Source organism: Actinomadura luteofluorescens (genome assembly GCF_013409365.1).
In the GTDB taxonomy this organism is placed as follows: Bacteria; Actinomycetota; Actinomycetes; order Streptosporangiales; family Streptosporangiaceae; genus Spirillospora; species Spirillospora luteofluorescens.
Window position 1 is genome coordinate 7387971 of the sequence record NZ_JACCBA010000001.1, and the last position, 13627, is coordinate 7401597.

General features: G+C 72.9%; 13 protein-coding genes and 2 pseudogenes. 9 read left to right on the forward strand and 6 right to left on the reverse strand.

The features are described from left to right. Positions 1–18 precede the first annotated feature (18 nt). The 3 genes from BJY14_RS34315 to BJY14_RS34325 are packed head-to-tail and all read right to left on the reverse strand — an operon-like array spanning position 19 to position 3169. Entirely contained in the window at positions 19–849 is an 831-nt protein-coding gene (locus BJY14_RS34315; protein WP_179847400.1) for a carbohydrate ABC transporter permease, read from the reverse strand. Continuing rightward, the gene (locus BJY14_RS34320) at positions 846–1862 is read right to left on the reverse strand and encodes a carbohydrate ABC transporter permease (protein WP_179847401.1); all 1017 of its coding nucleotides are present in this window, start codon (positions 1860–1862) and stop codon (positions 846–848) included. Before BJY14_RS34320 ends, BJY14_RS34315 begins: the two co-directional genes overlap by 4 nt. A 5-nt stretch (positions 1863–1867) precedes the next feature. Continuing rightward, positions 1868–3169, reverse strand: coding sequence for an ABC transporter substrate-binding protein (locus BJY14_RS34325; RefSeq protein ID WP_179847402.1), 1302 nt, complete (start codon positions 3167–3169; stop codon positions 1868–1870). A gap of 208 nt (positions 3170–3377) precedes the next feature. Here BJY14_RS34325 and BJY14_RS34330 point away from each other — a divergent pair, with 208 nt between their 5' ends. From BJY14_RS34330 to BJY14_RS34370, 9 genes and pseudogenes are all read left to right on the forward strand, one after another. Continuing rightward, a complete protein-coding gene (locus BJY14_RS34330; protein ID WP_179847403.1) occupies positions 3378–4079 on the forward strand; it encodes a nucleotidyltransferase domain-containing protein in 702 nt (233 codons plus the stop codon). Next, positions 4076–4822, forward strand: coding sequence for a nucleotidyltransferase domain-containing protein (locus BJY14_RS34335; protein ID WP_312879529.1), 747 nt, complete (start codon positions 4076–4078; stop codon positions 4820–4822). Before BJY14_RS34330 ends, BJY14_RS34335 begins: the two co-directional genes overlap by 4 nt. A 113-nt stretch (positions 4823–4935) precedes the next feature. Then, positions 4936–5598 carry a GTP cyclohydrolase II gene (ribA, locus tag BJY14_RS34340; RefSeq protein ID WP_179847404.1) on the forward strand — a complete coding sequence of 221 codons (663 nt, stop codon included), beginning with the start codon at positions 4936–4938 and terminating at the stop codon, positions 5596–5598. Then, on the forward strand, positions 5595–6458 hold the full coding sequence (locus BJY14_RS34345; protein WP_179847405.1) for a CDP-alcohol phosphatidyltransferase family protein: 864 nt from the start codon (positions 5595–5597) through the stop codon (positions 6456–6458). The genes ribA and BJY14_RS34345 overlap by 4 nt, the downstream gene beginning before the upstream one ends. Continuing rightward, positions 6415–7386, forward strand: coding sequence for a zinc-dependent alcohol dehydrogenase (locus BJY14_RS34350; RefSeq protein ID WP_179847406.1), 972 nt, complete (start codon positions 6415–6417; stop codon positions 7384–7386). Before BJY14_RS34345 ends, BJY14_RS34350 begins: the two co-directional genes overlap by 44 nt. A gap of 42 nt (positions 7387–7428) precedes the next feature. Continuing rightward, positions 7429–7827 carry a 6-pyruvoyl trahydropterin synthase family protein gene (locus BJY14_RS34355; RefSeq protein WP_179847407.1) on the forward strand — a complete coding sequence of 133 codons (399 nt, stop codon included), beginning with the start codon at positions 7429–7431 and terminating at the stop codon, positions 7825–7827. Further along, positions 7824–8897, forward strand: coding sequence for a glycosyltransferase family 4 protein (locus BJY14_RS34360; protein ID WP_312879530.1), 1074 nt, complete (start codon positions 7824–7826; stop codon positions 8895–8897). The genes BJY14_RS34355 and BJY14_RS34360 overlap by 4 nt, the downstream gene beginning before the upstream one ends. Beyond that, positions 8894–9721: an SAM-dependent methyltransferase gene (locus BJY14_RS34365; RefSeq protein WP_312879531.1), complete on the forward strand. Its 828-nt coding sequence runs from the start codon at positions 8894–8896 to the stop codon at positions 9719–9721. The genes BJY14_RS34360 and BJY14_RS34365 overlap by 4 nt, the downstream gene beginning before the upstream one ends. Further along, positions 9649–10482, forward strand: a pseudogene (locus BJY14_RS34370) (lysylphosphatidylglycerol synthase domain-containing protein); the annotation flags it as partial. The gene BJY14_RS34365 and the pseudogene BJY14_RS34370, both read left to right, overlap by 73 nt. A 3-nt stretch (positions 10483–10485) precedes the next feature. Here BJY14_RS34370 and BJY14_RS34375 read toward each other — a convergent pair. The 3 genes and pseudogenes from BJY14_RS34375 to BJY14_RS34380 form a co-directional block, all read right to left on the reverse strand. After that, the gene (locus BJY14_RS34375) at positions 10486–11247 is read right to left on the reverse strand and encodes a creatininase family protein (protein ID WP_179847408.1); all 762 of its coding nucleotides are present in this window, start codon (positions 11245–11247) and stop codon (positions 10486–10488) included. A gap of 52 nt (positions 11248–11299) precedes the next feature. Next, positions 11300–11971 (reverse strand): annotated as a pseudogene (locus tag BJY14_RS45915) (phosphatase PAP2 family protein); the annotation flags it as partial. A 159-nt stretch (positions 11972–12130) separates the two neighbouring features. After that, entirely contained in the window at positions 12131–13603 is a 1473-nt protein-coding gene (locus BJY14_RS34380; RefSeq protein ID WP_218905713.1) for a metallophosphoesterase family protein, read from the reverse strand. Positions 13604–13627: the final 24 nt, after the last annotated feature.

Genomic DNA, 13627 nt, shown 5'->3' on the forward strand with positions numbered 1-13627 from the left:
GTCGGGAGCTGTCGGGTGCTACTTGACGCCGCCGGCGGTGAGCCCGGCGACGATCCGGCGCTGGAAGACCAGCACCACGGCGATGAGCGGGACGGTCACGATCACCCCGGCCGCCATCTGGGTGCCGAACGGCTGGTCGAACCCGGAGACGCCGGTGAACTTGGAGATCGCGACGGTCGCGGTCTGCATCTCCTTCTTGTTGACCATGGACAGCGCGATGAGGAACTCGTTCCACGCGGCGATGAAGGTCAGGATCGCCGTGGTGAACACCCCGGGCGCCGCCAGCGGGACGATGATCTTGCGGAAGGCCTGGCCGCGGGTGCAGCCGTCCACCATCGCCGCCTGCTCCAGCTCGAACGGCAGCTGCCGGAAGAACGCGGTGAGCAGCCACACCGACAGCGGCAGCGCGAACCCGAGGCTGGGCAGCACCATCGCCTGGTAGGTGTTGATCCACTTGATGTCGGTGAAGAGCTTCAGCAGCGGGACCAGCTGCGAGATTCCCGGGAACATCGTCGTCGCGACGATCAGCCCGAGCACCGCGTTCTTGAACCGGAAGTCCAGGCGGGCGAGCGCGTACGCGGTGAACGTGCCGATCAGCAGGGTGAGCACGGTGGTGGTGCCCGCCACGATGACGCTGTTCAGCAGCGCGCGGCCGAAGCCGTTGTCGCCGGAGAACACCGCGGAGAAGTTCTCCCACGACCACCGCGCCGGGACGAGCGAGTTGTCGAACTGGTCCTGCGGCCGGCGGAACGCCGAGATCGCCATCCAGTAGAACGGCGCGAGGCAGTACACGGCCACGGCGGCGAACCCGAGGTAGGACAGCGTCCGCTTCAGCGGTGAGCCGGTCATGACGCCCTCCTTCCGGCGCGCGCGGGCCGGACGGCGCGCGGACGCCTGGTGCGCTGGCGGGCCTCGCCGATGATGTCGGCGCCGAGCAGCTTCACGAACAGGTAGGCGATCAGCGCGATGTACAGGAACAGGATGGTCGCGTACGCCGCCGCCGACCCGTACCGCAGGTTGGACGCCTCGAACCAGGCGATCATCGTCAGCGTCTCCACGGACTTCTGGTTGACGCCGATGAGCACGGCGGGCAGGTCGAACATCCGCAGCACGTCCAGCATCCGGAACAGCACGGCGACCAGCAGCGCGGGCTTGACCAGCGGCAGCGTGATGCGGAAGAACTGCTGGACCGGGCCGGCGCCGTCCACCCGGGCGGCCTCGTAGACGTCCCGGGGGATCATCTGGAGCCCGGCGAGGACGAGCAGCCCGATGAACGGGGAGGTCTTCCACACCTCGGCGATGACGACGGCCGCCTTGGCGGGGAAGCCGTCGGCGGTCCACAGGATCTCCTGGCGCAGCACCGCGTTCGCGGCGCCGTCGGCCTGGAAGATCCACCGCCACAGCAGCCCGGAGATCGCGGTCGGGATCGCCCACGGGACGAGGATGCTCGCCCGCACCAGCGCCCGCCCGCGGAACGCCTGCTGCATGATCAGCGCCATCGCGACGCCGATCACCGTCTCCAGGACGACCGTGGTGAGGGTGAAGAACGTGGTGTTGGAGAAGGCGTTCCAGAACGCGTCGGCGCGGTCGCCCTGGAAGATGGCGGTGTAGTTGCCGAGGCCGACGAAGCGGTCGCCCTCCACGACGAACCCGTCGGCGTCCAGTCCCTCGCCCCGCGCGTACAGCGACTCGCGGAACCCGGCGAGGACCGGGTAGCCGATGACGAGCGCGAGCACGAGCAGGGTGGGCGACAGCAGCAGCGCCGCGAGCCGCCGCGTCCCCTGCACGTCGCTCTTCCCGCGTCCGCGGGGCGCGCCCGCCGCGGCGGTTCCGGCGGCGGGCGCGCTCTCGGTGGTGGTCATCCCGCTCACTGCGCGGTCAGCGGCTGGAGCTTGGACTGCAGGTCGCTCAGGGCCTGGTCGGCGGGCTTCTTGCCGGTCACCGCGTCGTACATCTCGCCCTGGACGGCGGCGGTGACGTCGCCGTACTTGACCGCGACCGGACGCGGCTTGGCGTTCGCGATGGCCTGCTTCAGGACGGGCAGGTACGGGAACTTCTTCACCATCTCGGGGTCGTCGTACAGCGCCGCGACGGTGGGCGCCTGCGAGGTCGCGAGGAGGTTGGCGCGCTGGGCCTGCTCACCGGTCAGGTAGCGGATGAAGTCGAGCGAGGTCGCCTTGTTCTTGGCGAACGCGGAGATCGCGAGGTTGTGGCCGCCGAGGTTGGCGACGCCCGGGCCGTTCGGGCCGGGCAGCGGCGCGACCGCGAACTTGCCCGCCACCTTCGACGAGCCGTCGCCGGAGTCGGCCAGCCCGTACTGGTACGGCCACTGCCGCTGGAAGATCAGCTTGCCGGACTGGAAGTAGCGGCGGCCGCCCTCGGTGTCGAGGGTGACGGCCTCCTTCGGCATGTGGTCCTTCTTGGCGCCGATGAGGAACTCGACGCCCTGCTTGGCCTGCGGGGTGTTCAGCGCGGGCTTGCCGTCGGGGCCGATGATGGAGCCGCCGGCGCTCTCGATCGCCTCGACCGCGCTGATCGTCATGCTCTCGGTCTTGTTGACCTCGGTGAAGAAGCAGTCGGCGTCCTTGGCCTCGGGCAGCTTCCTGACCTTGGCGCAGTCGTCCCACATCTCGGTGTAGGTCTTCGGCGGGCCGGAGATGCCGGCCTTCTCCAGCAGGTCCTTGCGGAAGTAGAGCATCCCGGCGTCGGAGGTGGACGGCACGGCGTACAGCTTGTCGCGGTACTGCCCGGTGGCGATGGTCGCGGGAAGCATCCTGGACAGGTCGATCTCGCCCTTGGGCAGCTGCGCCAGCCACCGGTTGGCGGCGAACTCGGCCGTCCACACCACGTCGAGGTTCAGCACCGAGTAGGCGTCGGACTTGGTCGTGGCGTTCTGGATCATCTGCTGCCGCTGGTCGTTCGGCTCGTCCGGCAGCTCGATGATGCGGACCTGCTCCTTCGGGTGCTCGGTGTTCCAGCCGTCGAGCTGCTTCTGCAGGTAGCCCGAGCGGTCCTTGCCGGTGACGAAGGTGATCGGGCCGCGGCCCTGCAGGCTCGCCGCTCCCGCGCCGCCCTTCGAGCCGCCGTCGTCATCGCCGCCGCAGGCGGAGAGCGAGAGCGCGAGGGCGGCGCAGACGACGGTGCCGCCGATCATGGGGGTGCGCCGCATGGTGTCCTCCTTCGCGGGGACGCCCCTGGCCGGGCCGCCGTCCCGCAGGTCAAGAGTTGGGGTGGCTGGTCCGGGACGTTAGCAACGCGTTTCAACCTCGTAAACCACTTGCAGAAACTTTCTGCAAGTCCGTGGCCGATCTGTAACCGGTTTGCACAAGCCAGACAATCCGGTCGACACGCCAGCGGCCCTGCGCCAGGCTGCCCGGGTGACGAACCCCGACTCCTCCGGCGCGCTCGGCCTCGTCCGCGACCACACGATCCTGTCGGTCGTGGTCGGGTCGCGCGCCTACGGGCTGGCCACGGACGACAGCGACGTCGACCGGCGCGGCGTCTACGCGGCCCCGGCCCCCCTGTTCTGGGGTTTCGCCAAGCCCCCCACCCATCTGGACGGCCCGCTGCCCGAGCAGTTCTCCTGGGAACTGGAGCGCTTCTGCGAGCTCGCGTTGGGCGCGAACCCGACGGTCCTCGAATGCCTGTGGTCGCCGCTGGTCGAGCGGGTCACGCCCGTCGGAGAGGAGCTGCTGGCCCTGCGGACGGCGTTCCTGTCCCGGCACGCGCACCGCACGTTCCTCCGCTACGCCGAGGCCCAGTTCCGCAAGCTGGACGGTGACTTGCGCAACGGAGGCGCCCCGCGCTGGAAGCACGTCATGCACATGCTGCGGCTGCTGGAGAGCGGCCTGCACCTCGTCCGGCACGGCGAGCCGCGGATGGAGGTCGGCGACCTGCGCGACCGGCTTCTCGCCGTCCGCCGCGGCGAGGTCGGCTGGGACGAGGTCGGCGCGTGGCGCGCCTCCCTCGACGCGGCGATCGAGGAGGCCCTGGACCGCAGCCCGCTGCCGCCCGAACCCGACCGCGCCGCGGTCGAGGAACTGCTGATCTCCGTCCGACGCAGGAGCGTGACCTGGTGAGACTCCCCGAGGGCATGGCCGGCCGCCTCGCCGCCGACCACCCCTATCCCCGCGCGTTCCTCACCGTCAGCGGCGCGCACCTGTACGGGTTCCCGTCGCGGGACTCCGACGTCGACCTGCGCGGCGTCCACCTGCTGCCGCTGGAGGAGATCGTCGGCCTGGAGACGGGGGAGGAGACCGTCACGCTGATGTGGGACCACGCCGGAGTGGAGGCCGACGCGGTCACCCACGACCTGGCCAAGTTCTGCACGCTGCTCCTGCGGCGCAACGGCTACGTCCTGGAGCAGCTCATGTCGCCGCTGGTCGTGGCCACCTCGCCCGTGCACGCCGAGCTGAAGTCACTCGTCCCCGGGCTGGTCACCTTCCACCACGCGCACCACTACCTCGGGTTCGCGCGGTCCCAGTGGAAGCTCTTCGAGCGGTCAAGGGAGATCAAACCGCTCCTCTACACGTTCCGGGTGCTGCTGACGGGCGTCCACCTGATGCGGACCGGCGAGGTCGAGGCCGACCTGACGCGGCTCGCCGGCGACGGGCCGTCCTACCTGCCGGACCTCATCGAGGCGAAGCGGGCGGCCGAGCACGGCGCGCTGCCCGGTGACGCGCCGGACGCGTCCCGCCTCCAGGAGGACATCGCCGCGCTCACGGTCCTTCTGGAGGCCGAACGCGACCGCAGCGCCCTCCCCGAAGCGCCCGCGAACCGCCGCGCCCTCCACGACTTGGTGGTCCGCGTCCGCCTGGGCTGAACCCTGGAGCGCCTCCCCTGCGTGCCATCGGTTGTACGGACCGTTTTGGGACACAACCACCTAAGGCGTTCGCGACGTATCAGGGGTGGTTGTGTAGCCAGGGAAGGGGAGCGATGGACGAGGGCATCGACCAGAAGGACATCGCGGAGGCGGACCTCAGAACCCGGCGGGGCGTGTTCCGCGCCGTCGCGTTCCGGGACCCGGTCGACGGGCACGAGCACATGGCGCTGGTGCGGGGCGAGGTGCGGGGACGCGGCGACGTGCTCGTCCGGATGCACTCCGAGTGCATGACGGGCGACATCTTCGGCGCGACGCGCTGCGAGTGCGGGGACCAGCTCGGCGCCGCCCTGGACGCCATCGCCCGCGAGGGCGCCGGCGTGCTGGTCTACCTGCGCGGCCACGAGGGCCGCGGGATCGGGCTGGTGGCCAAGGTCCGGACCCACATCCTGCAGGACGACCAGGGCCTGGACACCGTCGACTCCGCCACGGCCATCGGGCTGCCGGTGGACGTCCGCGACTACGGCCCGGCCGCCCGGATCCTGCGGCATCTCGGCGTCCGGTCGGTGCGGCTCATGTCCAACAACCCGGTCAAGGTCAGCGCGCTGGAGTCCTACGGCGTCTCCGTCGCGGCGCGCGTCCCGCTGCTCGTCCCGGTCAGCGCCGACAACGTCCGCTACCTCACCGCCAAGCGCGACCGGCTCGGCCACGACCTCCCGCAGCTCGACGCCCCCGCGGGGCCGCTCGGCGACGCGCCGGTCAGGCAGGCCCGCCGATGACGCGCCCGCTGACGCTCACGCGCCCGGCGCCGGTACGGCTCCAGGCGCCGCGCCGCCCCCGCCTGACGAGGGGCCCGGAGCTGGCCGCGGCCGTCGCGGCGCAGCTCGCACTGCTGGCGCTGCTCCGTCCCGGCCACGCGGGCCTGGCCGTGGGCGTCGGGTACGCGCTGGCCTCGTGGGCACTGCTGAGCGCCGCGTTCCGCCGGCGGCGGGCGCTGGGCCCGGCCGACCACGTGACGCTGGCGCGGGTGGTGCTCACCGGGGGTGTCGCGGCGCTGGTCGCGGGGCATCTCACCGGTGACGCCCGCGTCTGGCCGCTCGTCGCGGCCGCGTCGGCGGCCCTCGTCCTGGACGGCGTGGACGGGCGGGTCGCCCGGCGCACCGGGACGGTGTCCAGGCTCGGGGCGCGGTTCGACATGGAGACCGACGCGGTCCTGGTGCTGGTGCTGAGCGTCGAGGTCGCGCGGTCGGCGGGCCCGTGGGTGCTGGCGATCGGGGCGATGCGGTACGCGTTCGGCGCGGCGGCCTGGGCGGTCCCGTGGCTGCGCGCGGACCTGCGGCCGAGCATCGCCCGCAAGGCCGTCGCCGTGGTGCAGGGAGTGGCGCTGATCGTCGCGGCGTCGGGCCTCGTCCCGCATTCGGGCGGGCTCGTGGCGGCGGCGCTGGCGCTGCTGGTGTGGTCGTTCGGACGTGACGTGGCGTGGCTGGCGAAGCGGCGGTACGCGCGGCGCCGTGGTGCTCTTGTGACGCCTGAGGCCCACGACGCTCAGGTGGCTCGGGCCCAGGAGGCCCAGGGGACTCGGGGGAGGGGCACGGATGGAGCGCGACGCGCGCGCCTTCTGGATCCGGTCGCCAGGTGAGGGCGAGATCCGCGATGTCGTCCTGCCCGAGCCGGGGCCGGGGGAGGTGCTCGTCCGGACGCTGTTCTCGGGCGTGAGCCGCGGCACCGAGGCGATCGTGTTCCGCGGCGGCGTCCCGCCGAACCAGCACGCCATCATGCGGGCGCCGTTCCAGGACGGGGCGTTCCCCGGCCCGGTCAAGTACGGGTACCTGAACGTCGGCGTGGTCGAGCACGGCCCCGCCGAGCTGGCCGGGCGCACGGTGTTCTGCCTCTACCCGCACCAGACCCGGTACGTCGTCCCGGCGAGCGCGGTCAGCGCCGTCCCGGACGGTGTCCCGCCGGAGCGGGCCGTCCTCGCCGGGACGGTGGAGACGGCCGTCAACGCGCTGTGGGACGCGGCGCCGCTCGTCGGCGACCGCATCGCCGTGGTCGGCGCCGGGATGGTCGGCTGCTCGGTCGCGGGCGTCCTAGCGGGGTTCCCCGGGTGCCGCGTCCAGCTGGTCGACACCGACCCGTCCCGCGCGGACGTCGCGCGGGCGCTCGGCGTCGGGTTCGCCCATCCCGACCAGGCCGAGGGCGGCTGCGACCTCGTCGTCCACGCGAGCGCGACCGAGGCCGGGCTCGCCCGGTCGCTGGAGCTGCTCGCGCCGGAGGGCGAGGTGATCGAGCTGAGCTGGTACGGCGACCGGCGGGTCAGCGTCCCACTGGGGGAGTTCTTCCACTCGCGGCGGCTGACGATCCGGGGCAGCCAGGTCGGCGCCGTCCCGCCGTCCCGCCGGTCGCGCCGCGGCTTCGCCGACCGGATCGCGCTCGCGCTGCGGCTGCTCGCCGACCCCGCGTTCGGCGAGCTGATCACCGGGGAGAGCCCGTTCGCCGAGCTGCCGCGGCTGATGCCGCGCCTCGCGGGCGGGGAGCTGCCCGCCCTGTGCCACCGGATCGCGTACTGAGGCGGACCGCCCGCCGAGACCGCTCACTGAGGAGGACGTTCGTTGTTCGCCATCACCGTCCGCGACCACGTCATGATCGCGCACAGCTTCCGCGGCGAGGTCTTCGGGCCCGCGCAGCACCTGCACGGCGCGACGTTCGTCGTGGACGCGACGTTTCGCCGGGCGGACCTGGACCCGGACGGCATCGTCGTCGACATCGGGCTCGCCACCCGCGAGCTGGGCGAGGTCCTGGGCGCGCTGAACTACCGCAACCTGGACGACGAGCCCGACTTCGCCGGGGTCAACACCTCGACGGAGTTCCTCGCCAAGGTCGTCGCCGACCGGCTCGCTGACCGGGTGCGCGCCGGGGCGCTCGGCGCGAACGCCGCCGGGCTGGCCGGCATCACGGTGACGCTGCACGAGTCGCACGTCGCCTGGGCCAGTTACGAGCGCGAGCTGTGACGGCCCGCGAGGTGTGGATGCTCGTCCCGGGCGGCGTCGACGACCCCGCCGCCCCGAGCGGAGGCAACCGCTACGACCGGCGGCTGTGCGAGGAGTTCGCGGCGTCCGGGCGTCCCGTCCGGGAACTGGCGGTGCCCGGCGCGTGGCCGCGGCCGGACGAGGCCGCCCGCGCCGGGCTGGGGCGCGCGCTCGCCGCGCTGCCCGACGGGTCCGTCGTCCTGATGGACGGGCTGGTGGCCTGCGGCGTCCCGGACGTCGTCGTCCCGGAGGCGGGGCGGCTGCGGCTCGCCGTCCTCGTCCACCTCCCGCTGGCGGACGAACCCGGACAGGCTGACCTGAACGCGGGCGAACGCGAGGTACTGGAGGCGGCCGGGGCCGTCGTCGCGACCAGCCCGTGGGCCCGGGACCACCTGATCGCCCACCACGGCCTGGAGCCGTCCCGCGTCCACGCCGTCGCCCCGGGCACCGATCCCGCGCCGCTCGCGTCCGGCACCGACGGGGCGGCGGGCCTGCTGTGCGTGGCGTCGGTGACCCCGCGCAAGGGGCACGACGTCCTCATCGAGGCGCTCGCCAACGTCGCGCACCTGGCGTGGGACTGCGAATGCGTCGGGCCGCTGGGCGGCGACGCCGAACACGTCGCGCGGGTGCGCCGGCTGATCGGCGGGCACCGCCTCGACGGGCGCGTCGCGCTGACGGGGCCGCTGGCCGGCAAGCGGCTGGACGACGCCTACGCCGGCGCCGACCTGCTCGTCCTGGCGTCCCGCGCGGAGACGTTCGGGATGGTCGTGACCGAGGCGCTGGCACGCGGCATCCCGGTGCTCGCGACCTCGGTGGACGGGGTCCCGGACACGCTGGGCTGGGATCCGTCGGGGAGCGTCCCGGGCATGCTCGTCCCGCCGGACGACCCCGTCGCGCTGGGCGCGGCGCTGCGCCGCTGGCTCGTCGAACCGGAGTTGCGCGAACGGCTGCGCGCCTCCGCCCGGCTGCGGCGCGGCGCGCTGCCCGGCTGGGACGACACAGCCCGCCGCATGGGAACCGTCTTGTCGAAGCTGCGAAGGGAGGCGCCGTGACCGGGGTCGAGGCGCGGGGAGGCGCTGTGACGGGGTTCGATCCGACCTGGCTGGAACTGCGCGAAGGCGCGGACGCGACGGCGCGCGCCGCGGAACTGCTCGACCCGCTCCGCGCCGCGCTCCCGCCCGGCGGGCCGCTGGTCATCTGGGACCTCGGGTGCGGCACCGGCTCCCAGGGGCGCTGGCTGGCGGGACGGCTTCGCGGCCCGCAGCACTGGATCCTGCATGACAGCGATCCGCGCCTGCTCGACCGCGCCCGCGCGAGCACCTACACCACCGCCGACGGGACGCCCGCGACGGTCGAGACGCGCGCCGGCGGCATCGGCGCGCTCCGTGCGTCCGACCTGGTGGGCGCGTCGCTCGTCACCGCGTCCGCGCTGCTGGACGTGCTCACCGCCGCCGAGGTCGAGGCGATCGCCGCCGCGGCGGACTGCCCGGCGCTGCTCACCCTCTCGGTCGTCGGGCGCGTCCGGCTCTCCCCGTCCGAGCCGCTCGACGCCGAGTTCGCCGCCGCCTTCGACGCCCACCAGCGGCGCGGCGGGCTTCTCGGGCCGGGCGCCGTCGCCGCCGCGACCCGGGCGTTCGGCCGCCGCGGCGCGTCCGTCCAGGCGCGCCCGAGCCCGTGGCGGCTCGGCCCCGGCCAGGCCGCGCTGACCGCCGAGTGGCTGCGCGGCTGGGTCGCCGCCGCCGTCGAGCAGCGACCGGACCTGGCGCCCTTCGCCGAGGACTACCTCGGCCGCCGCCTCACCGAATGCGCCGCCGGGCGCCTCACCGCCGAGGTCCACCACGTCGACCTGCTCGTCCTCCCCGGGAGCGCCTCGTGACGAAGTACCTGCCCTGGCTGCGCCTCCTCGTCGGGCTGGGCATCCTCACCGCGCTGCTGTGGTGGCACAGCACGGACGCGTTCGTGGACGCGCTCCACGCCGTGGACGCCGGGGCCGTGGCCGTCGCGCTCCTCCTGGGCCTGCTGACCACCGTGCTCAGCGCGGCCCGCTGGTGGCTGGTCGCGAGGCGGCTCGGCCTGAGCCTTCCGCTCGGCGGGGCCGTCGCGGACTACTACCGGTCCCAGTTCCTCAACGCCGTGCTGCCCGCGGGGGTGCTCGGGGACGTCCACCGCGCGGTGAGCCACGGGCACCGGTCGGGCGACGTCGCCCGCGGCGTGCGGGCCGTGTTCCTCGAACGCGTCGCGGGCCAGGGAGTCGCGATCGTCGCGGGCGCCGCCGCGCTGCTCGCCCACCCCGCGCTGGTGTCGGCGATGGCGCCCGCGCTGGTCCCGGCGGCGGGCGTCCTGGTGCTGGTGCTGGTCCTCGCCCGGTGGCGGCGCCGGTCGCTGGCGCCGGCGTTCGCGGACGTGCGCGCCGCCCTGCGCGCCTGGCCGGCGATCGTGGGGCTGTCGGCCGCGGCGCTGGCGGGGCACCTGGCCCTGTTCGTGGTCGCCGCCCGCCTCGTCGGCGCGACGGCCCCGCTGCTCACCCTCCTGCCGCTGCTCCTGCTGGCGCTCCTGGTGATGGTGCTGCCGGTGAACGTCGGCGGCTGGGGCCCGCGCGAGGCCGTCCTCGCCCTGGCGTTCGGCGCGGCCGGGCTCGGCTCAGCGCAGGGCCTGACCGTCTCCGTCGTGTACGGGGTGCTCACCTTCATCGCGGCCCTGCCGGGCGCGGCGGCCCTGCTGCTGAAGCACCGCGAGGACGTCCCCGAACGACTCGACGAAGCTCCGCAGCGTCTCCCGGCCCTTGCCGGCGCTGGCCAGTGACGGCCGCCCGACGACACCGGAGGTCGTGTAGGCCGCCATTCCCGTCGTCAGGAGGTGCCGCCTTTCGTCGGCCAGGTGGTCGGCGGTCTGGTACCCGTCCCGCACCAGCTCCGGGTGGGCGTACAGCAGGATGGAGGTCTCCAGCTCCCCGGCGTGCATGTCGCTGACGGCGGGAGTCTCGGCGCCGGCCGCCCTCTCCGCCGCCTCCCAGTGCTCCAGCGCGGGGAACAGGGCCATGTCGCCGCGCGCCTCCTGGACGACGTTGCCGAGCACGTAGTTGCCCCCGTGCCCGTTGACCAGCACGAGCTTGGGGACGCCCGCCCGGCGCAGCGACTCGGCGACGTCCCTGACCACCGCGTACAGGGTCGCCGCCGAGATGCTCACCGTCCCGGGCCAGTCGGCGTGCTCATGCGAGCACGAGATCGTCACTGGCGGGAGCGTCCGCACCGGGTACGCCTTCGCGATCTCCGCCGCGATCGTGCACGCGATCACCGTGTCCGTCGCGAGCGGGAGGAACGGGCCGTGCTGCTCGTGGCTCCCGATCGGCAGGACCGCCACGGGGACGTCCGGGACCTCGGGACTCGTGTGCGTCGGCAGCATGATTCACAGCTTGCCGCATCCGCCCGGCCAGGGAAACCAGCGCCATGGCGCCGGCCAGCAGGAGCGCGGCGACGATCCCGTCCGTCCAGTAGTGGTTGGCCGTCACGACCACCACGAGGACCGTGAGCGGCGCGTGCAGCGCGACGACCCACCGCCACCGGCTCCGCGACACCCGCACCACCGCCACGGCCACCAGGATCGCCCACCCGATGTGCAGCGACGGCATGGCCGCGTACTGGTTGGCGATCCCGTCCGCCGCCGCCGGATAGGCCGACGGGCCCACCGTCAGCATCGTGTCCACGGCCCCGATCCCCGCCAGGCGGGGCGGCGCCAGCGGGAACATCGTGTGCACCACGAGCCCGGCCGCCGTCAGCGCCACCAATTCGTTCCGCACCCGCGCATAGGACGACCTGTGCCGCACGTAGAGCCAGATCAGCAGCAATGCCGTTCCGGGGAAATGGACGCTCACGTAATAGATATTGGCGAGGAGCGCCGCGTGGTCCCAACCGAGCGCCCAATGCTGGAATCCGACCTCGCTCGGCAGCCATTCCCGCTCGAACCCCCACAGGAGGTGCGCGTTCGCCATCGCCTGCCCGGGGCCCTGCTCGATCAGCGTCCGGCCCCACTTGTAGAAGGCGAACAGGACCGCCAGCAGCCCCATTTCGGTGAGCAGCGGCCTCAACCGGCCGCGCACCGCCCCGCCCACTGCCGCTCCGCCCACCATCGTGCCTCCCAGCCCGGTCGTCCCCGTCCAATGACAACCCTCGCGTCTGACATTTCCGGAGACACTGGGTTCAGCTACCCGATCATGGGAGGTAAAACCCACCCCAGGTGGTGGGGTTGACTCCACCCCCTGACGTGGATTCCGGCCCGGCGGCGCCGGTCATTTGCAGTCGAACTCCTTGGTGGCCCCGGTGCTCAGCGTGCAGTCCAGCGGCCACGCCTGCCCGGAGACCCCGTGGAAGGTGAGATGCCACTGGCCGCCCGTGTCGCGCAGCATCGCGTAGCCGTGAACGCCCCGCGAGACCGAGTGCTGCACGGTCTGGCCGTCGACGTTCTTGCCCGTCACCTTGGTGTCGTCCGGCGGCGTGTCGAGCGTCGTCCCGGACGAGCCGACGGTCAGCTGCGGAGGACGCGAGCTGTTGAGGAAGTCGAGCATCTGGTACAGGTGCACGTGCCCGGACATCACGAGGTCGATGTTGCCGGCCAGCGCCCCCTTCGCCGTCTGCCCGACCGCGCTGGCCAGCGTCGGGTTGATCCACGTCACGGCGCCGGACGAGGCCCGCTTGACCATCCACAGCGGCTTGTGGGTGATGAGGAAGTAGTCGTGCGTCGGATGGTTGGCGGCCAGGGCGTTCACCTCGTCGAACCATTTCGCGTACTGGGCGGCCTGCGCCTGGTCCGGCTTGTTCCTCTCACTCGCCGAACTGGAGTCGAACAGCACGAAGTGCAACGTGCCCGCATTGATCTGGACGGGCTCCGTCTGGGTCTGCGGCACCGAGAAGCACTCGTTGTTCTTCTGGGGGACCGTGGCGAAATAGCGGAACCATTCGGCGCCCCGTCCCACTTTTCCGGGCGTGCAGACCTCGTGGTTGCCGCGCGCGAAGACGAAGGGCGCCTCGGCGAGCAGGGCCTGGGCAGGGCGCAGGAAGTCCTTGATGAGGCACCTCCAGTCGGCGGCCTGCCCCTGGCTGTCACACCCCGGGGTGGCGTCGTTCGCGCCTTCCGGCGTCTCCCGGTACACGTAGTCGCCGACGTGGACGACGAGGTCCGGGCGGGACTGCGCCGCCGCGTGCACGGAGAGCGGCTCCAGCGGCCAGTTCTTCTGGCAGTCCTGGTTCTGCGCGGCGCCGACCGTGGGCGAGGTGACCTCGCATCCCGCGTCCCCGATCACCGCGACGCTGCGCGGGCGCCCGTTCACCGGCCACTCGGGCAGCGGAAGCTGGAGATTCCCCGGATACACGGTGGCCGCCACGGTCGTGGACGGCTCGATCAACGCGTTGCTCGCCCCGTCCGGGACGGGCGCCACGCAGAAGGTCGTCGGAAACTGCTGGAGCCCGCCACCGGTGACGTAAGGGTCGCTGACCTTTCTCAGAACCGCGGTCTGCACCTTGCCGCCCACGGTGTACTGCAAGGTGGGGCAGTGCCCGGCGGGCTTCTCGGTGGTGGCGAACCGGACCTCGGTCGTGTGGCTCGTCCCGTTCACCAACTGTGTCCAGGCCCACGCCTCGCCGTTCTTCCCCACGCCGGGCGGCGTGGGCTTGGCGGCCGGGCTCGGGGCGGACTGCGCGAGCCCGGACATCACGGCGATCAGCAGTCCCACGACGCCCACCACCGCCGCAGCTATTCGCGACATAAAACCAGGTATCCCATCAGATCA